Source organism: Pseudoxanthomonas sp. PXM03, assembly GCF_014852005.1.
GTDB lineage: Bacteria > Pseudomonadota > Gammaproteobacteria > Xanthomonadales > Xanthomonadaceae > Pseudoxanthomonas_A.
Genome location: NZ_JACVAU010000001.1, coordinates 1,085,951 through 1,112,941 on the forward strand (window position 1 = coordinate 1,085,951; position 26,991 = coordinate 1,112,941).

Below are 26,991 nucleotides of genomic sequence, written 5' to 3' on the forward strand. Positions count from 1 at the left end.
ACACCCTCGACCGGCCGACCGCCGGGCGGACCGTAACCGGGGATGCGCAAAAGGAAAGGCCCGGACGTCGCCGGGCCTTTCGCGCATCGCATGTTGACGCGGGACTTACCAGATCACGACATGCTGGTCGCCGCTGCGCACCATCGCGTCACCCGCCTTGCAGGAGAACGCCGCCGCGAACGCCGGCAGGTTCGACGGTGCACCGATCGCGCGGAACTGCGCCGGGGCGTGTTCGTCGGTGGCGATGCGGTTCTTGAGTTCCTCCGGCGTGAAGTTGCGGCGCCACACGGTGGCCCAGTTGAGGAAGAAGCGTTGGTCGCGCGTCAGGCCGTCGGTCTTCGGGTCAGGCGTGTCGCCGGCTGCCGCCTTCATCGCGTCGTAGGCCGTGGCCAGGCCACCGAGATCGGCGATGTTCTCGCCCAGCGTGTGCTTGCCGTTGATCTTCTGGCCGTCGCTGGTGCGGTAGTCATTGAACTGCGCGATCAGCTTGTCGGTGCGGGACGAGAAGCCCTTGGCGTCGGCCGGGGTCCACCAGTTCTCGAACTTGCCGCTCGGTCCGAAGCGGCTGCCCTGGTCGTCGTAGCCGTGGGTCATCTCGTGGCCGATCACCGCGCCGATGCCGCCGTAGTTCATTTCATCCGACGCGTTGGGGTCGAAGAACGGCGGCTGCAGGATGGCGGCCGGGAACACGATCTCGTTTTGCAGCGGGTTGTAGTAAGCGTTGACCATCTGCGGCGGCATGCCCCATTCGGTACGGTCCACCGGCTTGCCGATCTTGCCCAGGTTCCACTTGTAGTTGAATTCCATGGCCGAGATCACGTTGCCGATGTAGCTGTCGCGGCCGGTCGATAGGCCGGTCCAGTCGCGCCACTTGTCGGGGTAACCGATCTTCGTGGTGAACGCGGCCTGCTTTTCCATCGCCTTGGCCTTGGTCTCGTCGCTCATCCATTCCAGGTTCTGGATGCGGGCTTTCAGCGCGGTGCCCAGGTTGGCCACCAGCGTCTCCATCTTCGCCTTCGACTCCGGCGAGAAGGCGACTTTCACGTACATCTGGCCCAGCGCCTCGCCGCTCTGGTTCTCGATGGTGCCCAGCACGCGCTTCCAGCGCGGCTCGATCTCCTTCTGGCCACGCAGCGTCTTGGCGTAGAAATTGAAATTCTCGTTGGCGAAAGCATCGCTCAGGTACGGCGATGCACCATCGATGGTGTGGAAGCGCAGGTAGGCGCGCCACGCGGCGGGGTCGGTTTCACCCAGCATGGTGCTGACTTCCTGGTGGAAGGCGGGCACGGCCAGCGAGAACTTCTCCTGCGGCGCCACACCCTGCGAAGCGAAGAACTTCGTCCACGAGAAGTTCGGCGTCAGCTTGTCCGCATCGGCCAGCGTCACCGGGTTGTAGTACAGCGACACGTCGCGCGACATTTCCTCGTTGGATTTGGATACCTTCGCCAGGCGCGTCTCGAAGGCCATGATGTCGGCGGCCTGCTTCTGCGCATCAGCCGCGGCCACCCCGGACAGCTCCAGGACCTTGGCGATGTGCTTCACGTATTCGTCGCGGATGGTCTTCTTGTCGGCGTCGAAGTAGAAATTCTTGTCCGGCAGCCCCAGGCCGCCCTGGAACGCGTAGGCGATGTTGGTGTCGGGCTTGTTGAAGTCGGCTTCGGCGCCGAAGCCGAACAGGAAGGCCTGGCCCTTCGCGGCGGACGCGTTGAGGTACGCCACGATGGCGTCCTTGTCTTGCAGGCCGTCGATGGCCGTCAGCATGGGTTTGATCGGCTCGATGCCCTGGGCGTTGACCTTGGCCTCATCCATGCCGGTCGCCCACAGGTCGCCGACGATCTTCTCCACGCCGGTCGCACCCGGGTGCGCGGCGGCCTGCTCGGCCAGTTGCTTCTGGATGGCGGTGGAGCGTTCGGCCAGCATCTCGAACGCGCCCCAACTGGTGCGGTCGCTGGGAATCGCATTGGCGGCCAGCCAGGTGCCGTTCGCGTAGCCGGCGAAGTCGGTGCAGGCGTTCTTGGTGGTATCCAGGTCGCCGATCTGGAAACGGTTCACGCCCGGCAGGCTGCTCTCGTCCAGCTTCAGTTCCAGCGCGGCCGGCGCCTTGGCGGCGGTATCGGCGGCGGGCGCGGCATCTTCCTTCTTGGCGCAGGCGGCCAGCACGGTGGCCACGGCGAGCGACAGCATCAGGATCTGGGGTTTGCGGGCAATCACGTTCTACTCCGGCCCCGGGCAGGGCAATGGAAAAAAGGAACCCCCTGGGTGGGGGCGTGCCGCGACTCTACGCCTGTCCCGGGGAGGGCAGGTGTGTCGAAGGTCATGCCTCCCCGCCCTGCAGGGCACATACTGGGCGCAGCTTCGAGGAGGGCATTTGCATGCAGGTCCATTTCCACGGCGCCGCCGGCGAAGTCACCGGCTCCATGCACCTGGTCGAGGCGGCAGGCAAGCGCATCCTGCTGGACTGCGGCCTGATCCAGGGGAGTCGCGAGGCCGAGGCGCGCAATGCCGAGCCGTTCCCGTTCGACCCGGCCACGCTCGACGCGGTGGTGCTGAGCCACGCCCATATCGACCACATCGGCCGGCTGCCACTGCTGGTCAAGCGCGGATTCCGCGGCCCCATCCACACCCAGGGTGCCAGCGCGGAACTGCTGCCGATCATGCTGCTGGACACGGCGTCGCTGTCCGAGTGCGAGGCCGAGCGCGCCAATCGCGACCGCCGCCATGGCGAGCCGGAAGCAGAGCCCCTGTTCTCCGCGCAGGACGTGCACGCGACCCTGCGCCAGGTGCAGCCGTTGCCCTACGACGAACGCACGACCATCCTGCCGGGCGTGGACGTCACCCTGCGCGATGCGGGCCACATCCTGGGCTCGGCCATCGTCGAGCTGTGGGCCGAAGGCCGCAAGCTGGTGTTCTCCGGCGACCTGGGACCGAAGGGCACGCCGATCCTGCGCGACCCCGCGGTGGTCACGCAGGCCGACCTGCTGCTGATGGAATCGACCTACGGTGACCGCAACCACCGCGACCGCCCGGAGACGATCCGCGAACTCGGCGAGATCTTCGACCATGCGTGGCGCGATCGCGGCAACGTGCTGATACCTGCTTTCGCGGTGGGGCGCACGCAGGAACTGCTGTACTGGTTCGCGCGGCACTGGGAGGCATGGAAGCTGTCGCGCTGGCGCATCTTCCTGGACAGCCCGATGGCGGCCAAGGTGGTGAATGTCTATGCGCGCCACCATGGACTGTTCGACGAGGACGCGCGACGGGTGTGGTCGCAGTCGCCCAATCCGTTCCGCCTGCCCAACCTGCATGTGTCGGAAACCACGCAGCAGTCGATGGCCATCAACCAGATCGAGAACGGCGCCATCATCATCGCCGGTTCCGGCATGGCCAATGGCGGGCGCATCCAGCACCACCTGCGCTACAACCTGGGGCGCCGCAACGCCCACATCGTGTTCGTCGGCTACCAGGCGCAAGGCACGCTGGGCCGGCGGCTGGTGGATGGCGCATCGTGGGTCCGCATCCACGGCCGCGACTATCGCGTCAATGCTCAGCGCCACACGGTCGGTGGCCTGTCCGCGCATACCGATCAGCGCGGCCTGCTGGCGTGGTACGACAACTTCCAGCCATCGCCGCCGCTGGTGCTGGTGCATGGCGAAGACAAGGCACGCGAAGCGCTCGCGGGCGAGATCGGCGAGCGCCACGGCGCACCGGTGGAACTCGCAAGGCCGGGAATGGTGATGGACGTTTGAGGGCCGGGGCGCGGTCCGTGCGGGCACCTATACCGGACATCAGACCCGCGTGGCGGACGTTCCCACCGGTTCGGCCTCGCCGGTGTGGCTGACGCTGCGGTTGCGGCCGGCCTGCTTGGCCCGGTAGAGCGCGGCGTCTGCACGATCGAACACGTCTTCCGGCCCGGCGTCGTCGCCACTCATGTGGGTGTGGATGCCGATGCTGGCGGTGAACGGCGGCGGTGTGCCCGTGCTGGTGCCGTGGGGTTTCCGACTCTGATTGGCCAGATCCACGTGGATGGTGGTGGCGATGGTTGCCGCCGCCTGTGCCGACGTTTCCGGCAGCAGCAGCGCGAACTCGTCGCCACCCAGGCGAGCAACCAGGTCGCGCGGTCGCCGCGCACGGCTGCGCAGGATGCGGCCCAGGGCCTTCAATGCGGCATCGCCAGCCGCGTGTCCCTGGGTGTCGTTCAATTGCTTGAAGTGGTCGATATCCATCACCAGCAGCGACAGCGGCTGGCCGCTGCGACGTGCCACCCGCAACTCCTGGTCCAGCGCGTGATCGAAGCGGGTGCGGTTGGCAAGTCCCGTCAACGCATCCGACTGCGCCTGTTTGTGCGTCCTGCGAAGCAGGCGGTAGATCCACAGCGATGCGCCAAGCGCGAGCACCAGCAATGCCGGCACGGGAGAAAACCAGATGTGCCCGTAGCGCAGCAGCAGTACCGAAACCACCACGGTGCCTGCCATGGTCAGGACGGTGGGCAGCCAGACGCGGCGCAGCCCCGGCAGCAGGGACAGCAGCAAGGGCAGTGCCGCGAGCGCCGCGGACAAGCCCGCCTGCCAACCTTCCCCCAGCGGCGTGATGGCGGCGTCATTCAACAGCATGTTCAACAGGTTGGCCTGGTAGTCCGCGCCACTCATGCTGGCGGCCACCGGCTGGCCGGGCGCGCGGGCGATCGGCCCCATGCCGGTTCCGCTCACGCCCACCACGATCCAGTTGCCGCGCAGGAGAGAGGCCGGTATGCGCTGGTTGAGGACGTCCGTATAGGACACATGGCGGAAGGCGTTGGGCGGCGCAGCGAACGGCACGCGTACCTCGTGGTCGCGCACCCACTCGTAGGGCGATGCAGGCGCCAGGCCGGTGGTCACCAGCCGGCGCCCCGGCAGCTCCGTGTTGGCGCCGGGCGGCTGCTCCAACTGGAGCAATGCCAGCGCCAGTGAGGGCCAATGCGGTGAACCCAGGCCGGCACGCAGGTAGACGCTGCGCGCCACGCCATCCTCATCGAGCACCATCTCGGCGTGGCCCAGCGAAGCCGCCGAGGCGGCGAACTCGGGGATCGGCATCAGTTCGACGGTGGCACCGTTGAGCTGGACGGGTTCGGCGAATACCGGCAGTACCACGCGGCCACTGCGGCTGATCGCGCGAGCCAGCAGCGCGTCGCCTTCCGGATCGAAGAGGGCCGGCTCCGACAGCAGGATATTGAACGCGATGCCCTTCGCGCCGGCCAGCCGAAGTCTGTCGACCAGTTGCGCATGCGTGCGGCGTGACCAGGGCCAGCGGCCCAGCTCGGCCAAGCTCTTCTGGTCGATGTCGACCACCACGATGCGGGGGTCGGCATCCGGGGCCGCGCCCAGCACCAGCCCGTCATAGACGGCGGCGTCCGGGGCCATGGTCACGCCGGACAGCGTGACCAGGATCGCCAGCGCAGCCGCGCCCACCGCCGTCAGCAGGCGGGATTTCCATTTGGGCGCGGGCGCGGCGGTACTCACAGGGCGAGCAGTATGAGCAATGCCCCTGCTCCAGCGCCAATGCGGCACAGCCGGCAGGGCACGTCGATCACCTGCGGCGCCGGGACCGGCCCCTCGAATCCGTCGACATCGATCGTCTGGGCACGCAGGTACCAGGTGCCACCACGCAGCCGCGGCAGCGTGATTTCGGGCTGGTCGACCAGCATGTCCACCTGTGTCTCGCTGAAGTCCGGGTTGCGCGACATCTGGAAGCGGTAGCGCTGGCCGGGCTGGCCGACGGGCCAGCGGAAGGTCACCTGGCGCGTGTTGCCGGCTTCGGCTTCGCCGCCATCGATGGCCGTTACTTCGACCAGGGGGCGCAGGGTGAAGGCAAGGCTGTCACCGAAGGGGCCGGCCTTCCCCTGGCGATCCACGCTGCGGATGCGCCAGGTGTATTCACCCGGCGGGAGGGCATCGGGAAGCCGGGCGGAGGTGGCGTCGTCCACGCGGGCACGCGCGACGGGCTGCGCGTATCCGGCGGTGCCGGCGACTTCGTACTCGTAGGCGACCGCCTCGGGTGCGCCGGTCCAGTTCAGTGTGACCTCCGGTGTGCGGACCACGCTGGCCGCCGCCGGGGCGATGGAATACGGCGGCACGGGCTGGCCGTCGATCCGGACCTGCACGACGGCATCGCGGCCCTCCAGGCCGTTTGCGCCGATCGAGCGCACGCGGACGAAGTAGCGCCCGGTGCCAAGCGCGGGCAGGGTGAAGGCCGGTGCGTCGCTTTCCGCGTCCACCCGCAGGCTGTCGAAGGTGGCGCTTTCGCTCACCTGCACGCGATACCGCGTTGCGCCGGGCACGGCCGGCCAGGCCAGCTCGGGGCGCGTGTTCTGGGACAGCATCGGCGCCTGCGCGAGCTTGGGTGCGGGCAGCAGCTTGACGGGCGTGACGGCCGCCTGACCTGCGGCCACTACCGCGCCGAACCCTGGACGGACCAGCGCGCCGCGCTGGCTGCGCGCACTCACGGCGACGCGGCCTTCGAGAACTTCGGTGTGCGTGCGGCCGTCAGCGGCCTCGACGCGGAACCGGGTACCCCTCACCGCGGAGGACGCACTGGGCGTGTCGACGATGAAGTTGGCCGCGGGTCCGCGCAGGCGACGGACTTCGTTGCCGATGCGCCCGCGCTGCAGGCGCAGGCGTGTGTCGGCCATGCCGGAGCGGCCGAAACGCGTGAGGCGGTCCAGCAGCAGTTCACTGCCGCCCAGCAGCAACAGGCGCGAACCGTCGGCGAACTGCAGGCTGAGCGATGCATCCGGCGAGGTCTTGAGCACGGCGCCACTGGCCAGCGACATGCCGGCGGTGACGGGGGCATCGGTTCCTGCCGCCGTGCTCCGGGTGACGGCGCTGCCCTGCACGGCCACGACCTTGGCGCGGGCGGGCTGGCTGTCCAGCCATTGCAGCGGAATGCGGAGGGTCGAGCCAGGCGCGAGTGCGTACGGGTTGGTGATGCCGTTGTGTTCCTGCAGCCGCTGCCAGGGAATGGTGGGCTTGAGGTATGCACCCGTCACGTCCCAGAGCGTGTCGCCGGGGCGTACGCGGTAGGCCCAGTCCTGTGCCTGTGCCGACCACGAAGCCAGCAACAGGATCGCCAGCCCGCAACCCAGCCATCCTTTCCCTCGGATCGCCCACTTGTGCATCGCCCACTCCCGCTTCTGCTGCTGCGAAATGTTGAATCGGTCACAATTATAGGCGCTTACCGTTGACCGACTGGCCGGTTTTGACGGGTTTTCACGTCACATTAGCCTCGTCCGCCAGGTCGGCTCGCTGGCCTGTGGATCAGGGCGAGGCGCCCCACAATCCCGCGATGCGACGCGCCAGGCGATACGGTTCCGGGGCGTCGCGATTGGTCAGCACGACCACGGTCAGGCGCTGCATGGGGAAGCGGACCAGCACGTTGCGGAAGCCGATGCTCTCGCCGGAGTGCCACTGCATTCCCCCTTGCAGGCGCCAGCCGAATCCGTAATACGCCACATCGGGCTCGGGGGTGGCGTTGGCGGGCTGGAACGCCCGCCTGCGCGATGCGGCACCCAGCAGGCGGTCGTCATACAAGGCGGCGTCCCAGCGTGCGAGGTCGGTGATGGACGAATAGATGCCGCCATCGCCCAGCACCGCACTGGTCGTGCTCTGGTCGGTACGCTGCCATGTGCCATTCACGAGGCTGTAGCCGTATGCGCGATGTGCCACGCCCGGGCCGTCGTCTTCGCGGGCAACCGTTGCGTCCATGCCCAGTGGCACGAAGATGCGCGCACGCAGGAAGGTGGCGAACGGCTGTCGCGAGGCGCGTTCCACCACCAGCGCGAGCAGGGCGTAGCCGCTGTTGCTGTAGCGATAGTTGCTGCCAGGCGTGAAGTAGAGGCGCTCCTCCCGTTCGAGCAGCCGCAGCACATCCGCGTCATGCACCTGGGTGGCCTGGCCCTCGGGCAGCAGGTCTTCGTAGTCGATCAGGCCGGAGGCATGACTGAGCAGGTGGCGGAGCGTCACCGCATCGGTCGCTGCGGGCAACGCTGGCAGCCAGCGGCGCACGGGGTCATCCAGGGTCAGCGCGCCTTCTTCCGCCAACAACAGGATGCAAGCGGCCGTGAACTGCTTGCTGATCGACGCCAGCCGGAAGTTGGTCTGTGGCGTCGCGGCGACACCGGCCTCGAGATCGGCCAGCCCATAGCTGCGCTGGAACACCGCTTCGCCTTCGTGAAGCACGAGGACCGATGCACCGGGCACCGTGCCGGTGTAGTCCCGCATCCACGTGTCGATCGTGGCTTCGCGCGTCGCGGCGCCGGCATTGCCTGCGGTCATCAACAGCACTCCGAGCATCCAGGTTGCCTTCATCGCCGCCTCGCCTCGATGAAACGGTGCAAGCCTAGCGCATGTGGCGGGCGTCAGTCCGTGGCGGCTTCCAGGCGCAGCTGTCGTTCGCGTTCGTGCCCCAGGTAACGACGGATGCCGTAGCGCATGACGTACAGCAGCGGGATCAGCGCGATCGCGGCGAGCATCTTGTAGGCGTAGTTCACCGTGCTCACGGCGAGGAACAGGGAAGTCGGCCACTTCTGCGGGCCCAGCACGAAGGCGATGTAGATCACCACGAAGCTGTCCACCAGCTGCGAGATCGCGGTCGAGCCGGTCGCGCGCAGCCATACCCAGCGCTCGCCGGTGGCGTTGCGGATGCGATGGAACACCGATACATCGATCAGTTGCCCCGCCAGGAACGCGACCACCGAGCCGGCGATGGTCCACATGCCCTGGCCGAAGATGGCGGCGAAGGCCTTCTGGTAATCCGGCACGCCCTGCGACTGCGCGGCCTCGACCCACCAGCCCGCCGGCGCCAGTGCGATGGCGGCGAAGGCGAAGCAGAAGCCGTACACGATCAGGGCCACCGCCAGCCACGAGATGAAGCGCACGCCGCGTTTGCCGAAGAACTCGTTGATGGTGTCGGTAAGGATGAATACGAACGGCCACAACAGCGTACCGGCCGTGAAGCTGAGCGATCCGGTCTGGCCGAACAGGTTCCACTCCAGCGGCGCGATCCCCAGCGTGTCCTCCAGCGCGAAGATCTTGACCCCGATGAACTCGGCCAGCACCGCGTTGGCGCAGAACACCGCCGCCAGCACGATGAAAAGACGGACCGCGCGATCATCCAGGGTGCGCGGCGCATGCATGGTTCAGCGGTCCCCGGCGCGGGTGAACGGCATGGTTTCCGGCGCCACCGCACCACCGGAGATGATGAAGCTCATCGCCTGGTCCACGGTCCAGTCCGTGGGTGTCAGCAGCTCGACCGGCACGATCTCGAGATAGCCCGAGGTCGGGTTGGGCGTGGTGGGCACGTAGACCGCCGCCAGCTCGCGGCCGCTGCCTTCCTCGCGGATCACCCGCGTCACCAGGCCGACCGATTTCATGTCCCGGTGCGGAAAATCGATCAGTACCACGCGCTGCGTGCTGCCCGGCTTGGTCTCCAGCATGTCCAGCAGCTTGCGCGCGCTGGTGTAGATGACGTTCGCCAGCGGCACGCGCGCGATCAGGGCCTCGAACCAGCGCAGCAGCCGCTGCCCGACCACGCGGCGCGTCAATGCGCCCACGGCCAGGATCACGAACAGCGTGGCGATCATGGCAATCGTGTTCTGTACCCACAGGCCGTTGAACCAGCCCAGCGACTGGGGGAAGTTCGCCGCGATCTGGTGCGACATCGGCTCGACCCATGGCTTGCTGATGTCCGACAGCAGCACGAACACGAACTTGATGACCACCCATGTCAGCCAGATGGGCAACAGGGTGAGCAGGCCGGTGATGAAGAGCTTCTGCACCGAAGCGCGGTGCGGGGGATGATCGGGGGGCATGGGGCTATTGTAGGCCGGCGCGCAGGCCTTGCCGTAGCGCCATCGCCGGGACGCTGTACGGCGGCGGGTGGATCAGCCGCCGGTCTGCCGCGCCTCGGGCTTCAGCCGCACGTAGATCTGCTTGCGCACGCGCGCGACGACTTCGTTCCGGGCGTTGAACACATCCGCGGGCATCCAGCGCAGGTGCTTCTGGCCGTTGGCGGCCTCGGCGCGGATCTCCTCAAGCACGCGTTCGTCCAAGCGGAATTCCGCATGCAGCGTGCCCTTGCCGGGCTTCACGAACTCGATCTCGGCCGCCTTGTCCCAGACGTAGTAGTCCCGGCCCAGGCGTTCCTTGGCCAGGATCATCCAGAACGGATCGGTCATGGCGAACAGGCTGCCGCCGAAATGCGTGCCCACGTAGTTGCGGTTCCAGGGGCGCATGCGCAATTCGACGCGCGCGAAGCTCCAGTCCTGGGCCATCTCGGTGACGTGGACGCCACTGAACAGGAACGGCGGCCAGACATTGAAGATGTGTCGCAGGGTAGTGGGCTTCATGGGTACTGCGCGTGCAAAAGGGACAGGTACGGGGCAATTCGGGAATCAGAACAGCAGGGAGGACATCTTGCGGCGGTACTGGCTGACCAGGACCTCGTCTTCGATCACGCGGAACGCATCGATCAGGCTCTTCCGCGCCAATCCCTCCTCGTACGCGCGGTCGCGCTTGAGCATTTCCAGGAACTGTTCCAACGCGGCCTCGGAGTCGCCTTCCACCAGGGCGCGCACGCCCAACAGGTGGCGTGCGCGCAGGTCGTCGGCGTTCGCGGTCACCGCAGCGCGCAACGCATCGACGGACGGTGCGTCCTTCAGCGCGGCGGCGAAGCCAAGGCGTGCGCGCGCCCTGATCGCGCGATCATCGGTGGCAAGGTTGGCGGGCAGGGCGTCGAGCAGGCGCTCGGCCTCGGTGGCCTCGCCGGTCTTCAGCAGGGCAAGGACCAGATCGAGCTTCAGTTCGTCCTTGTCCGGATCGGCCGCGACGGCCTCGCGCAACGCGGCGACCTGCGCCTGGGGGTCGAGCGGGGCGTCCACGACCGGGGCGTCGGCCGCCTCCGCCGGCAGGACGCCGTGCGAGGCCAGGAACTCGCGCAGCTGGCCTTCCGGCAGGGCGCCGGGAAATCCGTCCACCAGCTGTCCGTCCTTGACCAGGAACACGGTGGGCACCGAGCGGATCTGGAAGGCGGCCGCGATCTGCTGCTCCTTGTCCACATCCACCTTGGCCAGCAGGAAGGCGCCGTTGTACTCGCCCGCCAGCTTCTCGAGGATCGGTCCCAGGGTCTTGCACGGCCCGCACCACGTGGCCCAGAAATCCACCAGCACCGGCACTTCCAGCGACTTGCGCAGGACGTCGGCCTCGAAGGTCTCGGTGGTGGCATCGAAAACGTGGGGCAGCTCGCTCATCGGGTCGCTCGTGGCGGGTGGGGAAGTCGCGTTCACATGGTGCCGCGGCGGGCAGGATACAAGGTGATGTAAAAAGGATTTGACATTGTCCCTCCGGAATGTAAAGTATGACTTACATTTTGTCCGGCAGGAGTTACGTCAATGGATGTGCGACGCGTTGGTTGGCTGTTGCTGCTTGTCGGGGCCCTGCTGGCGTTCTGGGCCCTGCTGGCTGGCCCGGGAATCCTGCTGGGCGTCGACCTGGGCAAATGGGGCACCGCGCTACTGGTGACCGTGGCCTGGGTGTCGATGTATGCGGTTTCGCGCATGCCCATGGGCGAGGCCGAGCGCGGCCTGTCGCCGGGAGAGTGGAAGGCCTGGGTGGGCACGGCGTTCATGCTGGTGGCGACCGGCTATTTCCTCGCCAAGTCACAGGTGTTCGTCGCCGGCCCGGCCTGGGACAACCCGGATGCGCGCGCGGTCGGGCGCAACCTGGTATTGCTGCTGGTGGCCTGGAGCGTGCTGACCGGCGTGCTGGGCGCACGCTGGAAGGGGCGGGTGCAGGAGGACGAACGCGACCGCGAGATCGAGAAGCAGGCCGCCGGCTGGGGACGCAGTGCGCTGACGTTCTGTCTGATTGGCCTGGCGGTGATGCTGGCGTTCTCGCCGGCGGACCGGCTGGCGTGGGCGACCCACTTCATGATCGCCAACCTGCTGGTGTTCGCGCTGATGTGGGGGTGGCTCTGCGAGTACGCGGCCACCGCGCTGATGTACTGGAAGGACAGGCGGGGGACGCAGGCGTGAACGGTGGTGAAGAGTCAGCACGGGTTTCGCCGCCGCATGGGGGCGACCGCCGATGACCGGCACGCCGATCGCCAACGATATCCGGCGGCTTCGCTTCGAGCGCGGCGAGATGACCCAGCAGGGCCTGGCCGATGCCTGCGGGGTGACGCGGCAGACCATCATTGCACTGGAAGCCGGGCGCTACGCACCCTCGCTGGAGCTGGCCTTCCGCATCGCACGGGCCTTCGGAGTGGGCGTGGAGGACGTTTTCCATTGGCAACCTTTGGCATAGGGCCCCACGGCGGCGCTCTGCTAAGGTCGCCGCCGCGGCATCGGCCGCGTCGATGATCGGTCCGGAGGCTGTGATGGATGTGCGTCGCGTCGTAGTGGGCATGTTGCTGGGATGGGCTTTCGTCGGCCAGGCGCTGGCGAAGGACGAAATCCAGGCGTCAGCCGAGGTGAACCCGCCGCCGGTCGAGGCACTCGGACAGTTCGACCGCTACGACCTCAAGCCCGCCACGCTCGCCTCCGACTATGCCGGGCACAAGGCCAACCAGGAGGCGCTGGCGTCGTTCCAGCGCAACCTCGACGAGCGCGTGGGCGTGTGGGTTGCAGAGCGCAACGCGGCGCCTGCCACGCATGCACCCGTGCGGACGCTGGTGATCGAGCCGCGCATCGAGAAGATCCGCTTCATCAGCGGGGGTGCGCGGTTCTGGGCGGGCGCCTTCGCGGGCAGTTCGCGCATCCTGGTGAAGGTGAAGCTCACCGACCAGGCGACTGGCGCATTGATCGCCGAGCCCGAGTTCTACCAGCATGCGAAGGGGATGGCGGGTGCCTGGACGTTCGGCGCCGCCGACAACAGCATGCTGGTCCGCAGTGCCTCGCTGGCACTGGATTACTTCAAGGAAAACCAGGCTGCCGCGCAGGGCGGCCGCACCGGCTGGGAAAAGGAGTAGGGCCCCGGCGCTAAGATGCGCGTCCCCGGCGTGCAGGCTCGGTTCGTCTGCACACCTCGTCTCCTCCTGTCGCGAACGCCATGCCGATCCCCTCGTCCCGCCTGTTGCCCCTGACCGGCGTGGCCGCCGCGATCGTCTTCACCTGCACCGTGCTGGGCTTCGGCTTGGCGCTGTCGGGCTACTCGCAGATCGGGCATCCGGTGGCGGTGCTGGGAGCGAAGGGCGTTCCGCATGCGCTGGGCTTCAACCTGCTGGGCTTCATGCTGACGGGGATACTGGCCGCAGGCACTGCGCTGGACCTGAGGCACCGGTTGCCGGCCGACGCAGGATGGCCCGCCCGCGTTGGTGCGCAGTTACTGCTGTTGTCCGCGCTGGGTTTCGCCGGGCTGGGCGTCCTGCCGCTGGACCCGGAAGACCTGCACAACGACGCGAGCAGCCTGCACGCGACCGCATGGCTGTTGTGGTGGGTGGCATTCGTGCCGGGTGCAGCGCTGTTCGCCCTCGGCATGCGGGGGCGGGGCGGGTGGCGCCCGGCGGTGGTGGCGAGCGTTGCGGCGGCCGTGATCGTGGTGTTCAGCGCGCTGCTGGCGGTCGAATGGATGCCGGCGGGCGTGGCGCAGCGACTCGGCTATGCCGCGTGGCTCGGCTGGCTGTGCGTTGCGTCGCGCGCCGGAAGGTGAATACCTCCGCCGCGCGAGCATGGCCTAGTACCGGCCATTCCGCACGCCGGCGCGCTGCGGCGCGTTCGTCATCGCGTCATCGGGCGGGGGCGTCGAGGCGCGGCCGGCGATATACCTTGCCGTCCTTCATCACGAAGTCGACCTTCAGCACCGCATTGATATCGGCCACCGGATCGCCCGGGACGGCCACGATGTCGGCGCGCTTGCCGGTCTCGATCACGCCCTGGTCGTCCACGCCCAGCACTTCCGCCGCGCGGATCGTGGCGGCCTGCAGGGCGACGTTGGCGGGAATGCCGGCCTCCACCATGTAGAGGAATTCGCGCGCGTTGTCGCCGTGCGGGCCTACCCCCATGTCGGTGCCGAAGGCGATCTTCACCCCGTTGCGGTACGCATTGCTGGCGGTCTGCTGGATCAGCGCGCCGATGCGCTGCGCTTTCGGCCGGACCACGGGCGGGAAGTAGCCATCGATCTTCGCCTTGTCGGCCACGAAGCGGCCCGCGTAGATCGTCGGCACGTACCAGGTTCCGTGCTGCTTCATCAGCCGCATGATCTCGTCGTCCATGTAAGTGCCGTGCTCGATGCTGGTGACGCCGCCGAGGATGGCGCGCTTCATGCCTTCCTTGCCATGCGCGTGCGCCGCCACGCGGAAGCCGTAATCCCGCGCGGTATCCACGATGGCCTTGATCTCGTCCACCACGAACTGCGGCGCATCGCCCGACTTGGCGTAACTCAGCACCCCGCCGGTCGCGGTGATCTTGATGACATCGCTGCCGTCCTTATAGCGCTGGCGCACCGCCTGGCGCGCCTCGTCGGGCGAATTGATCACGCCTTCGGTCGGGCCGGGCGGGCCGAGCAGGTGCGAAAGGCGGTCGTTGTAGCCGTTGGTGGGGTCGGCATGGCCGCCGGTGGTGGCGATGGACTTGCCGGCGGCGAAGATGCGCGGACCCTTCACCAGGCCTTGGCTGATGGCGTCGCGCAGGTGCGGCGCCACATCGCCGCCCAGGTCGCGCACGCTGGTGAAGCCGGCCATCAGGGTCTTTTCGGCGAAGCCCACGGAGCGGAAGGCGTAGTCCACCGGGTCCAGCCGGAACCCTTCGGAGTAGCTCTGCGGGCTGGATTCGCTGCCGAGATGGACATGCAGGTCGGTCCAGCCGGGCGTGCAGGTGTGGTCGGTCAGGACGATCGATTCGGCGTCGGCCAGCTTGGCGCGGCCGGGAATGACTTCGGCGATCCTGCCGTCGCGGACCAGCACCGTGTGTTCGCCCAGCACCTTGCCGCTGCGGGCATCGAACAACTGGCCGCAATGCAGGGCCAGCGTGGCGGGCGGGGCCGGTTCGGCGGCCGCAACGGGCAGGCTGGCGGCTGCCAGGGCTAGGGCAAACAGGCGCTTGGTCATCTTGGATCCCCGGTTTCGACGCGCCCATGCTAACCGTTGGCGTGGCGGGTCATGGTGCGCTGCGGTACCCTTGGCCGCTTTGCCGTCGCCGTAGCCGCACACCGCCATGTCCACTGTTGCCGAACCCGCTTCCTACGATCCGAAAACCGTCGAGTCCCAGGCCCAGGCCTTCTGGGAGGCCCGGCGCGCCTTCGAGGTCGACGAGCAGTCGGACAAGCCGAAGTACTACTGCCTGTCGATGCTGCCGTACCCATCCGGTGCGCTGCACATGGGCCACGTGCGCAACTACACCATCGGCGATGTGATCAGTCGCTACAAGCGGATGACCGGCCACAACGTGCTGCAGCCGATGGGCTGGGACGCGTTCGGCCTGCCGGCGGAGAACGCCGCGATCAAGAACAAGACCGCGCCTGCCAAGTGGACCTACGCCAACATCGAGCACATGCGCACCCAGCTGAAGTCGCTGGGTTACGCGATCGACTGGTCGCGCGAGTTCGCCACCTGCCGCCCCGAGTACTACGTGCACGAGCAGCGCATGTTCACGCGCCTGCTGCGCAAGGGCCTGGCCTACCGCAAGAACTCGGTGGTGAACTGGGACCCGGTCGACCAGACCGTGCTGGCCAATGAGCAGGTCATCGACGGCCGCGGTTGGCGCAGCGGCGCGGTGGTGGAGAAGCGCGAGATCCCGCAATGGTTCCTGCGCATCACCGATTACGCACAGGAGCTGCTGGACGGCCTGGACGAGTTGCCGGGCTGGCCGGATGCGGTCAAGACCATGCAGCGCAACTGGATCGGTCGTTCCGAGGGCCTGGAAATCCAGTTCGTCGTCGAAGGCCAGGAGCCGTTGACGGTATTCACCACCCGCCCGGACACGCTGATGGGCGTGACCTTCGTGTCGATCGCCGGCGAGCATCCCCTGGCGCTGAAGGCGGCCGCGTCCAATCCGGCGCTGGCCGCGTTCCTGGAAGAACTGAAGCACGGCGGCGTGTCCGAAGCCGAGCTGGAGACGCAGGAAAAGCGCGGCATGGACACCGGGCTGAGGGCCGTCCATCCGGTCACCGGCGACAAGGTCCCGGTGTGGGTCGCCAACTTCGTGCTGATGGGTTACGGCACGGGAGCGGTGATGGCGGTGCCGGGCCACGACCCGCGCGACTTCGAGTTCGCCACCAAGTACGCGCTGCCGATCCAGCAGGTCATCGCACTGAAGGCACCGAAGACCGACGACGAAAAGACCTACGACCCGACCACCTGGCGTGACTGGTACGGCGACAAGACGCGCGACGATCTGGAACTGGTCAATTCCGGCGAGTTCGACGGCCTGGATTACCGTGGCGCCTTCGAGGCGCTGGCCGAACGCTTCGAGCGCAAGGGCCAGGGCCAGCGCCGCGTGAACTACCGCCTGCGCGATTGGGGCGTCAGCCGCCAGCGCTACTGGGGCTGCCCGATTCCGGTCATCTACTGCGAATCCTGCGGCGCCGTGCCGGTGCCGGATTCCGATCTGCCGGTCGTGCTGCCGGAGAACGTTACCCTGGATGGCGTGAAGTCGCCGATCAAGGCCGATCCCGAGTGGCGCAAGACCAAGTGCCCGCAGTGTGGCGCCGCCGCCGAGCGCGAGACCGACACCTTCGACACCTTCATGGAATCGAGCTGGTACTACGCGCGCTACACCTCGCCTGGTGCGAAGGACATGGTCGACAAGCGCGGCAACTACTGGCTGCCGGTGGACCAGTACATCGGCGGCATCGAGCACGCGATCCTGCACCTGATGTACTTCCGCTTCTACCACAAGCTGCTGCGCGACGCGCGACTGGTGGACAGCGACGAGCCGGCCACCAACCTGCTCACACAGGGCATGGTGATCGCCGAGACGTTCTATCGCGACAACGCGGACGGGTCGAAGGACTGGATCAATCCGGTCGATGTCGAGATCCAGCGCGACGACAAGGCCCGTGTCGTCGGCGCCACGCTGAAGGCGGATGGCCAGCCGGTGAAGATCGGCCCGGTCGAGAAGATGTCGAAGTCGAAGAACAACGGCGTCGACCCGCAGTCGATGGTGGACAAGTTCGGCGCCGACACCGTGCGCCTGTTCTCGATGTTCGCCGCGCCGCCGGAGCAGTCGCTGGAGTGGAACGAAGCCGGCGTGGAAGGCATGGCGCGCTTCCTGCGCCGCCTGTGGACGCAGGTGCAGAAGCATGTGGCCGACGGAGCCGCACCCGCGGTGGAGGTGGCAGCGCTCACCGCCGACCAGAAGGCCTTACGCCGCAAGACCCACGAGACCATCGACAAGGTCGGCAACGACTACGGCAAGCGCCACAGCTTCAACACGGCCATCGCTGCGGTGATGGAGCTGTCCAATACGCTGGGCAAGTTCGACGATGCCAGTGCGCAGGGGCGTGCGGTGCGCCAGGAAGCACTGGAAGCTGCGGTGCTGCTGCTCAACCCGATCACACCGCATGCCAGCCACGCACTGTGGCAGGCGCTGGGCCACGATGAGACGCTGATCGAGGACGTGGCATTCCCGCAGGTCGACCAGGATGCGCTGGTGCGCGATTCGGTCACCCTGGCGATCCAGGTCAACGGCAAGCTGCGCGGCACGATCGACGTGGCTGCCGATGCGCCGCGCGACCTGGTCGAGTCGCTGGCCAGGGCGGAGCCGAACACCGCGAAGTTCCTTGAAGGCCTGGCGATCCGGAAGGTGATCGTGGTGCCGGGCAAGATCGTCAACATCGTGGCGGGTTGACCGGCGAAGCCGTGCTGCGGATGGATATCGGCGGCGGACGTCTTGCCCCGGTGTTCACCTGCGGTCCGGCTACGCTATTGCCGCCCATGACGGCCTCGTCCAGACTTCGCTCATGACCCGATTCCGCCTGCCTCTGCTCCTCGTCGCCCTGGTCTTCCTGGCCGGTTGCGGTTTCCACCTGCGCAACAAGATCGCGCTGCCGTCCGACCTGGGGCCTGTCAGGGTCATGGGCGCGTCCACGTCCTACAGCGCGCTGGTCACCAGCCTGTCGCGTGGCCTGCAGGGCGCGGGTGCGACACTGGCCGCGCCCATCGGCGAAGACAGTGCCGCGATGCCCGAAGAGCAGGTGGCCACGCTGCGCATCCTTTCCGAGCGCTGGGGCGACCTGCCTATCGCCGTGGACCAGTTTGGTCGCGCGCAGGAATTCAGTCTGCGCTACGCGGTGGTCTTCGCGTTCAAGCGCGCGGACGGGACCGACCTGGTGCCGCAGCAGGTCGTGGAGCTGTCGCGGGATTACGTGTCGCCACCGCAGGATGCGACCGGTACCGCGACAGAGCGCGAAGTGCTCGCTGACGAGCTGCGTCGCGACATGGCGGCCTCCATCCTGCGCCGCATCGACGGCGTGGTGCGCTCCGGTCCGGTGAACGTGGCGCCCTGATGGAACTCAAGCCGGAACAGCTGGCCGCGCGCGGCGCGTCCGAGACGCTGCATCCGGTCTACCTGATCGCGGGCCCCGAAACGTTGCGCGTGCTGGAAGCTGCGGATGCGGTGCGTGCACAGGCGCGCGCGCAGGGCATCGGCGAGCGCGAAGTCTTCGATGCCGACGGGCGTGATTTCGACTGGGACCGGCTGGAGGCGAGCTTCAATGCGCCCAGCCTGTTCAGTGCGCGCCGCCTGGTCGAGGTCCGGCTGCCGGGCGGCAAACCGGGCAAGGAGGGCGCCGAGATCATCAGCGCGTTCTGCGCCAACCCGCCGCCGGACGTGGTGCTGCTGATCACCGCCGGCGAATGGGGCAAGGCCTACCAGGGCAAGTGGAGCGATGCCATCGCACGCGTCGGCGTGGTCGCGGTGGCATGGGCCATCAAACCGCACGAGCTTCCAGGCTGGATCGAAAGCCGCCTGCGCAGCAAGGGCGTGCGGGCAGACCGCGATGCCGTGCAACTGCTGGCCGATCGCGTCGAGGGCAACCTGCTGGCGGCCGCGCAGGAAATCGACAAGCTCGCCCTGCTCAGCGAAGGCGAGGTGCTGGATGTCGGGCGGATGGAATCGCTGGTCGCGAACGCTGCCCGCTACGACGTTTTCCGCCTGACCGACGCGGTGCTGGCCGGGCAGGGCGCGCAGGTTTCGCGCATCCTCGCCGGCCTACGCGCAGAAGGCGATATGGTCGCCGGCCTGATGCCGATGGTCGTCAAGGAACTGCTGCGTACCGCAGCGCTGGCGCGCGTGCAGGCCAGTGGCGGCAACCTCGCTGCCGAAATGAAATCGCAGGGCATCTGGGAAGCCAAGCAGGCGCCGTTCAAGCGTGCGCTGCAACGGCATGCGACGCCAGCACGCTGGGACCGTTTCGTCGCCGAAGCGTCGAAGATCGACCGCACCGCGAAAGGGCGGGGCGATGGCGATGCCTGGGTGGGCCTGGAGCGCCTGCTGCTGGCGATCGCCGAGGCGAAGGCCGTGCGCCTGCTGGTGGCGTGACGTGGCGATCGGCGATTCTTGATTCGCGGAAGCCGATGCCGATGCCGAACCACGAATCCATCCTCACGCATCACGCATCACGGCTGCAGCTCTACTACGGCGGCACGTTCGACCCCGTCCACAACGGGCACCTGGCCATTGCGCGCGCTGCGCGCGATGAATTCCGCGTGCCGGTCAACCTGATGCCGGCGGCCGACCCCCCCCATCGTGCCCCGCCGGGCGCGAGCGCATGCCAGCGCGCGCATCTGCTCGACCTGGCGGTGGCGGATGAAGCCGGCCTGCGCGTGGACCGGCGCGAACTGCTCCGTGCGGCGCGGAAGCCGGACGGCCGCTCCTACACCATCGATACGCTGCGCGAACTCCGGGCCGAGCAGGGCGACGCGGTCCCGGTCGCCCTGCTGATCGGCGCGGACAGCCTGCTGGGCCTGCCGACCTGGCGGGAGTGGACGGCGCTCTTCGATCTGGCGCATTTCATCGTCGCCGACCGTCCCGGCAGTCCGTTGGGCGCGGGCCTTCCCCCGTTGCTGTCGGATGCCCTCGCCGACCGGTGGATATCGTGTCCCGAAGGACTGTGGCGGGTGCCCGCGGGGCGTGTATACCGGCTCGGTCACCCGCTTCAGCCCGAATCGGCGACCGAGATCCGCCGTCGCATCGCCGCGGGCGTGGCCTGGCGGCATCTCGTTCCGGCGGCGGTCGCGGACGCCATTGCCGACGAAAGGCTTTACGCGTCACGGGCGGCCGGCACGGGTTCGCTATAATCGCCGCCGTATTCCCAGAGCCACCAAGCCTTTGTCCAGCCAAGCCCACGTCATCAAGACCCGTCTGCCCAGTCCGCCGCCGGCCCTGCCGGACCTGCTCGCCACGGTGCATGCCGCCGTGCAGGAGCTGAAAGCCAAGGATGTCGTCGAGATCGACGTGCGCGGCAAGTCCAGCGTCGCCGACTACCTCGTGATCGCCTCGGGCACGTCGACCCGCCACGTGAAATCGATTGCCGACGAAGTGGTGAAGTTCGCCAAGAAGCTCGACGTGATGCCGCTGGGTGTGGAAGGCGAGCGCGAGGCCGAATGGGTCCTCGTCGACCTGGGTGATGTGATCGTCCACGTCATGCTGCCGCGCGTGCGCGAGTTCTACGCGCTCGAGCGTCTGTGGACCGTGGGCGACCAGCCGCCGGAAGACATCGAAACGGCTGACGAATCGCGGCTCTGAGGCCGATCGTCATGCATCGAAGGAACGGCGCCCCAGAGCGCCGTTCTTCGTTCCGCTGATCTCCGTCAGAGCGGCCCGCGCTCCCACGGGCCGGTGATCGCGACGGTGATGCCCGGCGTCTGCAGATTGACGAACAGCGTGCGCGAGAAAGGGTCCCAGCACGCGCCGCAGAATTCGCTTTCGCGGTAGTCGCCTTCGGGTACCGACTTTCCCGCATTGGCGATCTGCGTGGATGTCAGCTGCACGTTGTTCTTGCACAGGTAGAACGACTCACCGGCACGGGTCAGGCCGATCAGACGCGCGCCGGGGCCGTATTCGTCGGGACTCTCGCCGCCGTCTTCGCACAGCACGACGCCGCCGCGGCCACTGACCGTAATGTTGTCGGGGTTGTGGGCGGCCAGCTGGTGGCCGCTGACGAACAGCGCCTTCAGGCGCTGCGTGAACAGGTCGAGGACCCACACCGACCCGTTGCCACGACCCTTGCGGCCCTGCGCGTCCACGCCCGTGCTGGTGTCGACGATGAACATCTTGCCGTAGCTGTACCAGATGCCTTCGCCACGGCTCATGCGCAGCGCGCCTTCGCTCCATGCCTGCGCGAACGGTCCGCTCAGCGTCTCCCCGGCGGAAATGTCGGGGAACCCGGCCGGCGCCACGATCGTGTCCAGGTCCGGGTCGGGAACATCCACCCACTCCAGTGCGTATTCGTCGCCGATCGCCGCCACGCTGAGGTCGACGTTGCGACGGCCACGCACGCGCGCCGCCTGCAGCCGGCCACCGTTCTCCAGCGAGCCGTTGCGGCCGCGGCGGTCGTTCGGGACGAAGCGGTACAAGCCCGATTTGTTCCGGTCGTCCTCGGTCAGGTAGACGATGCCGGTGCGCGGGTCCACGGCCACCGCTTCGTGGCTGAAGCGACCCAGGCCCACCAGCGGGCGGCCGGTCGTGCGTTCGTTCTCGGGATCGACTTCGAACACGTAGCCATGCTTGCGGCCGGTGCTGGAGGTGGCGTCGGTCTTGATCTCTTCGCAGCTCAGCCACGTACCCCACGGCGTCAGGCCGCCCGCGCAGTTCACCAGCGTACCGCCCAGGCTCGGCTCCATGCGCGTCCATTCGCCATGGCGCCAGCCCAGGGTCGTGGTGCCGCCGCCCGCGCGCTCCGCGCCGCTGACCGTGCCGGTGTCGTACATACCGGGTGCCCGGATCGGCGTGCCGGCGCCGCGCTCGTGATTGCGGATCAGCACGTACTCCAGGCCATGTCCGTGGCCCCTGCCACCCCGGCCGCGGCGTGGATGGCGCACGCCGACGACGGCCATGCCGTCGTGGCGGTCGGGGCAGGGCTGGCCGTCATCCATGCGGTCGCCGCTCCAGCCGAAGGAGCGGTAGCGGAAGCCGCGCGGCAGTTGCAGCAACGGCAGGCCGGTGGCGTCATCCGCGACCGGCGCGAGCGGGCCATAGCGGCTCGGGACCGGTGAGAGTTGTGTCGCGGCCGTGGCGGCATGGGCCTGTCGCGCATGCAACGCGCCGAGGCTGCCGATGGCACCCATGGCGATGGCGGCGGCACTGCCTTTCAGGACCTGGCGACGGGAGGGATCGAACATCGTCATCATGCGACTCCTGCGGGCTGGGGAGTCCGCGACGCTAGGCAGCGCACATAACCGCCACATGACAAAGGCATGACCCTTGCAAGCGGGCCGATGAACGTGTGACGCCGCTATCATGGCGACATGAAATGCCGTCTCATCGCCACCGGCGAGCGTGCGCCCGCGTGGGTCGCGCAAGGCTTCGCCGAGTACCAGAAGCGCCTGTCGCACTGGCTGCCGTTCGAACTGGTCGAAATCGAGCCGGGCCTGCGTGGCAAAGGCCGCGATCCGCAGCGTGCGATCGAGGACGAGGGCAAGCGCGTGCTCGCGGCCTTGCCGAAGAATGCCCATGTGGTCGCGCTGGAAGTGACCGGCAAGCCGTACTCGTCGGAACAACTCGCCCAGCGGCTGGAACACTGGCGTACGCTGGGCCGCGATATCGCACTGCTGATCGGAGGGCCTGAAGGCCATGCACCCGATGTCGTGGCTGCTGCACACGAGAAGTGGTCGCTCAGCCCGCTGACGTTGCCGCACATGCTGGTGCGATTGCTGGTAGCGGAGCAGGTCTACCGCGCGGCGGCGATGCTGGCGAACCATCCCTACCACCGCGCCTGAGCGATGGGCGCTTTCTGCAGGAGCGACGTGAGTCGCGACCGCAGACCGTCCGATCTCGATCTGTCACTACCTCGGTTCGCTTTCCGTGGCGGATTTCGATTTCCGTGCATGCACGACGCGCGGTCGCGACTCACGTCGCTCCTACAGAAGACAGAAGCCCGCCTTTTCGGCGGGCTTCTTCGTTCATGTCCTCCGCATCATTGCAGGCTGAAGGCGATCGGCACCAGGCCGTAAGCCTGCACCGCCTGCCCGTTCTGCATGGCGGGCTTGAAGCGCCAGGTCTTCAGCACGTGCTGGAGGGCGGACCTGTCCAGATTGCGGTTGCCGCTGCTGTTCTCGATGCTCACGTCGAGGGGCGTGCCGTCCACATCCACCAGCACGCGCAGGACCACCGTGCCTTCCACGCCACTCTTCAGCTCGCTGATCGGATAGCGAGGCGACGTCGCGCGGACGTATTCAAGCGTGGCGGAGGGCAATGGACCGGTGCCGTGCGACGGGACGCCGATATCGCCGCTGTCGATTGCGGCGACGGAGGTATCGATGGCGCGCTCGCTGTCCTGGTCCACGACGATGGGAGCATCGACAATCTGCTTGTCCTCGACAGGCTTCACCACCGGACGTGGCTCGACAGGCTTGGGCGTGACCCGCTTGACGATCTCTGCTTCAACCGGTTTGGGCTCGACCTGTTCCTTTTTGTACCACTCGATGACGATCTTCGGCTTCACAGGTGCTGCGATGGGCGGCGCCGCCATCGGCATCAGCAGCATGAGCAGGGCGGCGGCATGGACCGCGATGGCGGCGGCGATGGCCGCGATGCGGCCGAGCTCGATGCGGGTGTCGGAACCGTGGGGTAGTGCGCGAACCATGATCCACCTCCTGAGGGCTGTGAACGGAACAACGCTCGGCCGCGAGGAGTGGGGTTGCAACGTCCCGGCGCCGCATGTCCAGACTGTACTCCGGCGGATGGCGTCCGCAAGGGGGTGGGGGTTCGACCTTCGGCGTAGTCCGGCCATCCGCCCATCCAACGAAAACGGCGCCCCGCAGGGCGCCGTCGTCGGGAGCTGGCGGTGCTTACTTGCCCAGTTCGAACACCACGTCCAGGTTGATCGAGACGGTGGTCTCGCCTGGCGAAACCGGCGGCGCACCGCTGGCGTCGCGGGCCTCCATCTTCGCCATCGCCATCATCGGCATGGGGCGGAAGCCGCCATTGCCTTCGGAGATGCTGACGATACGGCGCACCTTCAGGCCCAGCGACTTGGCATAGGTCTCCGCACGGGCCTGGGCCTTCTTCAGCGCGGCCAGGCGCGCCTCGTCGTAGACCGGTTCCGGATTGTCGATCTCGAAGCTGGGGCCGTTGATCTGGTTCGCACCCACGCCGGCCAGGGCGTCCAGCACCTTGCCCAGCTTGGCGATATCGCGGACCTTGATGCTGACGGTGTTGTTGGCCTGGTAGCCGGTGATCTTCGGTGCTTCGTTCTCGGCGTAGCGGTATTGCGGATTGAGGCTGATGCCGCTGGTCTGCACGTCCTTGTCGGCGATCCCGGCGGCCTTGATCGCGGCCACGACCTTGGCCATCTGCTCGCTGTTCTGGCGCATGGCGGTGTTGCCGTCGACGGCCTGGGTGACCACGCCGGCGGAGATGGTGGCGATGTCGGGAACGCGGGAGGCCTCGGCCTGCGCGGAGACGTTGAGCAGCGTGCCGTCGGCCGGGATGGCATAGGCCGGCGCAGTCTGGGCGGAAGTGGTCATGGCGGCAGTGGTTCCCAGAGACAGGGTGATGGCGAGCAGCAGCGGGCGAAGCAGGGGCAGACGCATGGGATCTCCTTTTCGTGGTTCGGGCTTGCGGGCACCCGGTCGTCGTCGACGCGCAAGGGTGTTCACGATGACATGAACGGGCCGTGATGCGGCGCAGGGTTACGCCGTCCCGGCCATCATCAGCGGTCATTCAGTCAGGCGCCGCAGGTTATTCTTCCCGGATGCTCTACCTGGCTTCCCAATCCCCCCGCCGCGCCGAACTGCTGACCCGCCTGGGGCTCTCGTTCGGCCGCATCGACCTCGACATCCCCGAACACCGCCAGCCCGGCGAACCTGCCACGGAGTACGTGCGCCGGGTCGCCCGCGAGAAGGCGGGTGCCGGCCTGTTGAAGGTGATGGGCTCGCCCGGTGCCGTGGTGCTGGGCGCCGACACCGAGGTGATCCTGGGCGACGAGGTCTTCGGCAAGCCCGTGGATGCCGCCGATGCCGCCGCCATGCTGCGCCGGTTGTCGGGCCGCACGCACCAGGCCGTGTCTGCGGTCTCGGTGGTCAGCGCCGCGCGCGAAGCACAGGCGTTCGTCGTCACCGACGTGAGTTTCGCCGAGCTGGACGAAGATGACATCGCGGCCTACGTGGCCAGCGGCGAAGCCATGGGCAAGGCGGGTGCCTACGGGATCCAGGGGCGCGCCGAGCAGTTCGTCACCCGCCTGGCCGGCAGCTACTCGGCGGTGATGGGCCTGCCTCTCCACGAAACCGCGAGACTGCTGCGCGAGTTCGACATCCATCCATCGGCGCCTGTCGCCACCGCGTCAGCCTGAGGGAAGGAAAGCATGTCGGAAGAAATCCTGGTCAACGTCACCCCGCGCGAAACGCGCGTCGCGGTGATCGAAAACGGCATGCTGCAGGAACTGCACATCGAGCGCGGCTGGCGCCGGGGCGTGGTCGGCAACATCTACAAGGGCAAGGTGCAGCGGGTGATGCCCGGCATGCAGGCGGCCTTCGTCGAGGTCGGCCTGGACCGTGCGGCGTTCCTGCATGCCAACGACATCGTGCGCTCCTCGCCCGGCGCGGTGGTGGATGGCGAGGAGGCCCCGCTGCCCGCACCGCCGCCGGCGCCGATCATGGATCTGCTGCGCGACGGGCAGGACATCGTGGTTCAGGTGGTGAAGGATCCCATCGGCAGCAAGGGCGCGCGGCTCACCACGCAGATCAGCATTCCGTCGCGCTACCTGGTGCTGCTGCCCCAGTCCAAGGTGATCGGTGTCTCCGCGCGCATCGAGGACGATGCCGAGCGCCATCGATTGAAGCAGGTGGTGACCGATCTCGCCGCCCAGCATGGCGGACACGGCTACATCATCCGCACCAATGCCGAAGGCCAGCCGGCGGAAGCCCTGGCCGAGGACCTGGCCTACCTGTCGCGTGTCTGGAACATCGTCGAGAAGCGCGGTCGCGAGCTGCCGCCGTGCAGCATCCTGTACGAAGACCTGAGCCTGCCGCTGCGCGCCGTGCGCGACCTGATCCGCAAGGACGTGGAGAAGGTGAAGGTGGATTCGCGCGAAACCTACGAGCGCCTGCAGGCGTTCGTCGCCAAGTACATGCCGGTGCTCGCGGAGCGCATCGAGCTGTACACCGGCGAGCGCCCGATCTTCGACCTGTACGGCGTCGAAGATGAAATCGGCCGCGCGCTGGACAAGCAGGTGCCGCTGAAGTCCGGCGGCTACCTGGTGATCGACCAGACCGAGGCGATGACCACGGTCGACGTCAACACCGGCTCGTTCCTCGGCCAGCGCAACCTGGAAGAAACGGTCTATCGCACGAATCTCGAAGCCGCGCAGGCCGTCGCGCGCCAACTGCGGCTGCGAAACCTGGGCGGCATCATCATCATCGATTTCATCGACATGGATGATCCCGAGCATCGCCGCCAGGTGTTGCGTACGCTCGAGAAGTCGTTGGCCAAGGACCACGCCAGGACCACGGTGTACGAATTCTCGCCGCTGGGCCTGGTGGAGATGACGCGCAAGCGCACCGTGGAAAGCCTGGCGCGCCAGTTGTCCGAGCCCTGCCCGGAATGCAGCGGACGTGGCGCCATCAAGACGGCCGAAACCGTCACCTACGAGATCTTCCGCGAGATCACCCGCGCGGTGCGCCAGTTCGAGGCCGCGCGCCTGCTGGTGATCGCCTCGCCGAAGGTCGTTGCCCGCATCACCGACGAGGAATCGTCCGCGGTGGCGGAACTGGAGGAATTCCTCGGCAAGTCGATCCGTTTCCAGGCGGACGAGCAGTACCTGCAGGAGCAGTTCGATGTCGTGTTGCTGTGAAGCCGTGATTCGTGAT

General features: G+C 67.5%; 25 protein-coding genes. 13 read left to right on the forward strand and 12 right to left on the reverse strand.

What is annotated here, in order from left to right:
* Positions 1-105: 105 nt before the first annotated feature.
* Positions 106-2,187: a M13-type metalloendopeptidase gene (locus IB223_RS04980; protein ID WP_192201256.1), complete on the reverse strand. Its 2,082-nt coding sequence runs from the start codon at positions 2,185-2,187 to the stop codon at positions 106-108.
* A 185-nt stretch (positions 2,188-2,372) separates the two neighbouring features.
* Between IB223_RS04980 and IB223_RS04985 the strand changes: the two genes are divergently transcribed.
* Positions 2,373-3,746, forward strand: coding sequence for an MBL fold metallo-hydrolase (locus tag IB223_RS04985; protein WP_192200539.1), 1,374 nt, complete (start codon positions 2,373-2,375; stop codon positions 3,744-3,746).
* A 39-nt stretch (positions 3,747-3,785) separates the two neighbouring features.
* On the opposite strand, the gene IB223_RS04990 is transcribed toward IB223_RS04985, so the two are convergent.
* From IB223_RS04990 to trxA, 7 genes are all read right to left on the reverse strand, one after another.
* Positions 3,786-5,495 (reverse strand): CHASE2 domain-containing protein, encoded by a 1,710-nt coding sequence (locus IB223_RS04990; RefSeq protein WP_192200540.1) that lies wholly within the window; start codon positions 5,493-5,495, stop codon positions 3,786-3,788.
* On the reverse strand, positions 5,492-7,150 hold the full coding sequence (locus IB223_RS04995; RefSeq protein ID WP_192200541.1) for a FecR domain-containing protein: 1,659 nt from the start codon (positions 7,148-7,150) through the stop codon (positions 5,492-5,494). Before IB223_RS04995 ends, IB223_RS04990 begins: the two co-directional genes overlap by 4 nt.
* A gap of 139 nt (positions 7,151-7,289) precedes the next feature.
* Positions 7,290-8,324: a serine hydrolase domain-containing protein gene (locus IB223_RS05000; protein ID WP_192201257.1), complete on the reverse strand. Its 1,035-nt coding sequence runs from the start codon at positions 8,322-8,324 to the stop codon at positions 7,290-7,292.
* A gap of 65 nt (positions 8,325-8,389) precedes the next feature.
* Positions 8,390-9,166, reverse strand: coding sequence for a queuosine precursor transporter (locus IB223_RS05005; protein ID WP_192200542.1), 777 nt, complete (start codon positions 9,164-9,166; stop codon positions 8,390-8,392).
* A 3-nt stretch (positions 9,167-9,169) separates the two neighbouring features.
* Positions 9,170-9,841, reverse strand: coding sequence for a DUF502 domain-containing protein (locus tag IB223_RS05010; RefSeq protein ID WP_192200543.1), 672 nt, complete (start codon positions 9,839-9,841; stop codon positions 9,170-9,172).
* A gap of 72 nt (positions 9,842-9,913) precedes the next feature.
* Positions 9,914-10,378, reverse strand: a complete 465-nt coding sequence (locus tag IB223_RS05015) for a DUF4442 domain-containing protein (protein WP_192200544.1) — start codon at positions 10,376-10,378, stop codon at positions 9,914-9,916.
* 45 nt (positions 10,379-10,423) lie between these two features.
* On the reverse strand, positions 10,424-11,278 hold the full coding sequence (gene trxA, locus IB223_RS05020; protein WP_192200545.1) for a thioredoxin: 855 nt from the start codon (positions 11,276-11,278) through the stop codon (positions 10,424-10,426).
* A 141-nt stretch (positions 11,279-11,419) separates the two neighbouring features.
* Here trxA and IB223_RS05025 point away from each other — a divergent pair, with 141 nt between their 5' ends.
* The 4 genes from IB223_RS05025 (at position 11,420) to IB223_RS05040 (ending at position 13,676) form a co-directional block, all read left to right on the forward strand.
* Positions 11,420-12,061 (forward strand): hypothetical protein, encoded by a 642-nt coding sequence (locus tag IB223_RS05025; RefSeq protein WP_192200546.1) that lies wholly within the window; start codon positions 11,420-11,422, stop codon positions 12,059-12,061.
* Positions 12,062-12,113: 52 nt separating this feature from the next.
* Positions 12,114-12,332, forward strand: a complete 219-nt coding sequence (locus IB223_RS05030; protein WP_142123772.1) for a helix-turn-helix transcriptional regulator — start codon at positions 12,114-12,116, stop codon at positions 12,330-12,332.
* 73 nt (positions 12,333-12,405) lie between these two features.
* Entirely contained in the window at positions 12,406-12,996 is a 591-nt protein-coding gene (locus IB223_RS05035; RefSeq protein WP_192200547.1) for a DUF4410 domain-containing protein, read from the forward strand.
* A gap of 80 nt (positions 12,997-13,076) precedes the next feature.
* On the forward strand, positions 13,077-13,676 hold the full coding sequence (locus IB223_RS05040) for a DUF998 domain-containing protein (protein ID WP_192200548.1): 600 nt from the start codon (positions 13,077-13,079) through the stop codon (positions 13,674-13,676).
* Positions 13,677-13,752: 76 nt separating this feature from the next.
* Here IB223_RS05040 and IB223_RS05045 read toward each other — a convergent pair whose 3' ends face one another.
* On the reverse strand, positions 13,753-15,072 hold the full coding sequence (locus IB223_RS05045; RefSeq protein ID WP_192200549.1) for an amidohydrolase family protein: 1,320 nt from the start codon (positions 15,070-15,072) through the stop codon (positions 13,753-13,755).
* A gap of 106 nt (positions 15,073-15,178) precedes the next feature.
* Here IB223_RS05045 and leuS point away from each other — a divergent pair, with 106 nt between their 5' ends.
* The 5 genes from leuS to rsfS all read left to right on the forward strand — a co-directional run bounded on the left by leuS (position 15,179) and on the right by rsfS (position 20,710).
* On the forward strand, positions 15,179-17,812 hold the full coding sequence (gene leuS, locus IB223_RS05050) for a leucine--tRNA ligase (RefSeq protein ID WP_192200550.1): 2,634 nt from the start codon (positions 15,179-15,181) through the stop codon (positions 17,810-17,812).
* Positions 17,813-17,924: 112 nt separating this feature from the next.
* A complete protein-coding gene (lptE, locus tag IB223_RS05055) occupies positions 17,925-18,470 on the forward strand; it encodes an LPS assembly lipoprotein LptE (protein WP_192200551.1) in 546 nt (181 codons plus the stop codon).
* On the forward strand, positions 18,470-19,504 hold the full coding sequence (gene holA / locus IB223_RS05060; protein WP_192200552.1) for a DNA polymerase III subunit delta: 1,035 nt from the start codon (positions 18,470-18,472) through the stop codon (positions 19,502-19,504). Before lptE ends, holA begins: the two co-directional genes overlap by 1 nt.
* 41 nt (positions 19,505-19,545) lie before the next feature.
* Positions 19,546-20,262 carry a nicotinate-nucleotide adenylyltransferase gene (nadD, locus tag IB223_RS05065; RefSeq protein WP_192200553.1) on the forward strand — a complete coding sequence of 239 codons (717 nt, stop codon included), beginning with the start codon at positions 19,546-19,548 and terminating at the stop codon, positions 20,260-20,262.
* Between the two features lie 31 nt (positions 20,263-20,293).
* On the forward strand, positions 20,294-20,710 hold the full coding sequence (gene rsfS / locus IB223_RS05070) for a ribosome silencing factor (RefSeq protein ID WP_093490425.1): 417 nt from the start codon (positions 20,294-20,296) through the stop codon (positions 20,708-20,710).
* Between the two features lie 65 nt (positions 20,711-20,775).
* Here rsfS and IB223_RS05075 read toward each other — a convergent pair whose 3' ends face one another.
* Positions 20,776-22,311 (reverse strand): alkaline phosphatase PhoX, encoded by a 1,536-nt coding sequence (locus IB223_RS05075; protein WP_192200554.1) that lies wholly within the window; start codon positions 22,309-22,311, stop codon positions 20,776-20,778.
* Between the two features lie 120 nt (positions 22,312-22,431).
* Between IB223_RS05075 and rlmH the strand changes: the two genes are divergently transcribed.
* Complete coding sequence (gene rlmH, locus IB223_RS05080; protein WP_192200555.1) at positions 22,432-22,902, forward strand: 23S rRNA (pseudouridine(1915)-N(3))-methyltransferase RlmH; 471 nt, start codon at positions 22,432-22,434, stop codon at positions 22,900-22,902.
* Positions 22,903-23,099: 197 nt separating this feature from the next.
* Here rlmH and IB223_RS05085 read toward each other — a convergent pair whose 3' ends face one another.
* Together IB223_RS05085 and IB223_RS05090 are read right to left on the reverse strand one after the other, a co-directional pair.
* Positions 23,100-23,768: an energy transducer TonB gene (locus tag IB223_RS05085; RefSeq protein WP_192200556.1), complete on the reverse strand. Its 669-nt coding sequence runs from the start codon at positions 23,766-23,768 to the stop codon at positions 23,100-23,102.
* Between the two features lie 205 nt (positions 23,769-23,973).
* Entirely contained in the window at positions 23,974-24,717 is a 744-nt protein-coding gene (locus IB223_RS05090) for an SIMPL domain-containing protein (protein WP_192200557.1), read from the reverse strand.
* 161 nt (positions 24,718-24,878) lie between these two features.
* Between IB223_RS05090 and IB223_RS05095 the strand changes: the two genes are divergently transcribed.
* The gene (locus tag IB223_RS05095; RefSeq protein WP_192200558.1) at positions 24,879-25,475 is read left to right on the forward strand and encodes a Maf family protein; all 597 of its coding nucleotides are present in this window, start codon (positions 24,879-24,881) and stop codon (positions 25,473-25,475) included.
* 12 nt (positions 25,476-25,487) lie between these two features.
* Complete coding sequence (gene rng / locus IB223_RS05100) at positions 25,488-26,975, forward strand: ribonuclease G (protein ID WP_192200559.1); 1,488 nt, start codon at positions 25,488-25,490, stop codon at positions 26,973-26,975.
* Positions 26,976-26,991: the final 16 nt, after the last annotated feature.

Bases quoted from the DNA above. Each gene is read 5' to 3' on its own strand.
- holA (WP_192200552.1), top strand. From the start codon at position 18,470: ATGGAACTCAAGCCGGAACAGCTGGCCGCGCGCGGCGCGTCCGAGACG.
- trxA (WP_192200545.1), bottom strand. From the start codon at position 11,278: ATGAGCGAGCTGCCCCACGTTTTCGATGCCACCACCGAGACCTTCGAG.
- IB223_RS04985 (WP_192200539.1), top strand. From the start codon at position 2,373: ATGCAGGTCCATTTCCACGGCGCCGCCGGCGAAGTCACCGGCTCCATG.
- rlmH (WP_192200555.1), top strand. From the start codon at position 22,432: ATGAAATGCCGTCTCATCGCCACCGGCGAGCGTGCGCCCGCGTGGGTC.
- IB223_RS05030 (WP_142123772.1), top strand. From the start codon at position 12,114: ATGACCGGCACGCCGATCGCCAACGATATCCGGCGGCTTCGCTTCGAG.
- IB223_RS05045 (WP_192200549.1), bottom strand. From the start codon at position 15,072: ATGACCAAGCGCCTGTTTGCCCTAGCCCTGGCAGCCGCCAGCCTGCCC.
- rng (WP_192200559.1), top strand. From the start codon at position 25,488: ATGTCGGAAGAAATCCTGGTCAACGTCACCCCGCGCGAAACGCGCGTC.
- IB223_RS05095 (WP_192200558.1), top strand. From the start codon at position 24,879: ATGCTCTACCTGGCTTCCCAATCCCCCCGCCGCGCCGAACTGCTGACC.
- IB223_RS04995 (WP_192200541.1), bottom strand. From the start codon at position 7,150: ATGCACAAGTGGGCGATCCGAGGGAAAGGATGGCTGGGTTGCGGGCTG.
- IB223_RS05000 (WP_192201257.1), bottom strand. From the start codon at position 8,324: ATGCTCGGAGTGCTGTTGATGACCGCAGGCAATGCCGGCGCCGCGACG.
- leuS (WP_192200550.1), top strand. From the start codon at position 15,179: ATGTCCACTGTTGCCGAACCCGCTTCCTACGATCCGAAAACCGTCGAG.
- IB223_RS05040 (WP_192200548.1), top strand. From the start codon at position 13,077: ATGCCGATCCCCTCGTCCCGCCTGTTGCCCCTGACCGGCGTGGCCGCC.
- IB223_RS05085 (WP_192200556.1), bottom strand. From the start codon at position 23,768: ATGGTTCGCGCACTACCCCACGGTTCCGACACCCGCATCGAGCTCGGC.
- IB223_RS05025 (WP_192200546.1), top strand. From the start codon at position 11,420: ATGGATGTGCGACGCGTTGGTTGGCTGTTGCTGCTTGTCGGGGCCCTG.
- IB223_RS05010 (WP_192200543.1), bottom strand. From the start codon at position 9,841: ATGCCCCCCGATCATCCCCCGCACCGCGCTTCGGTGCAGAAGCTCTTC.
- IB223_RS05075 (WP_192200554.1), bottom strand. From the start codon at position 22,311: ATGACGATGTTCGATCCCTCCCGTCGCCAGGTCCTGAAAGGCAGTGCC.
- IB223_RS05090 (WP_192200557.1), bottom strand. From the start codon at position 24,717: ATGCGTCTGCCCCTGCTTCGCCCGCTGCTGCTCGCCATCACCCTGTCT.
- lptE (WP_192200551.1), top strand. From the start codon at position 17,925: ATGACCCGATTCCGCCTGCCTCTGCTCCTCGTCGCCCTGGTCTTCCTG.
- IB223_RS05015 (WP_192200544.1), bottom strand. From the start codon at position 10,378: ATGAAGCCCACTACCCTGCGACACATCTTCAATGTCTGGCCGCCGTTC.
- nadD (WP_192200553.1), top strand. From the start codon at position 19,546: ATGCCGAACCACGAATCCATCCTCACGCATCACGCATCACGGCTGCAG.
- IB223_RS05005 (WP_192200542.1), bottom strand. From the start codon at position 9,166: ATGCATGCGCCGCGCACCCTGGATGATCGCGCGGTCCGTCTTTTCATC.
- IB223_RS05035 (WP_192200547.1), top strand. From the start codon at position 12,406: ATGGATGTGCGTCGCGTCGTAGTGGGCATGTTGCTGGGATGGGCTTTC.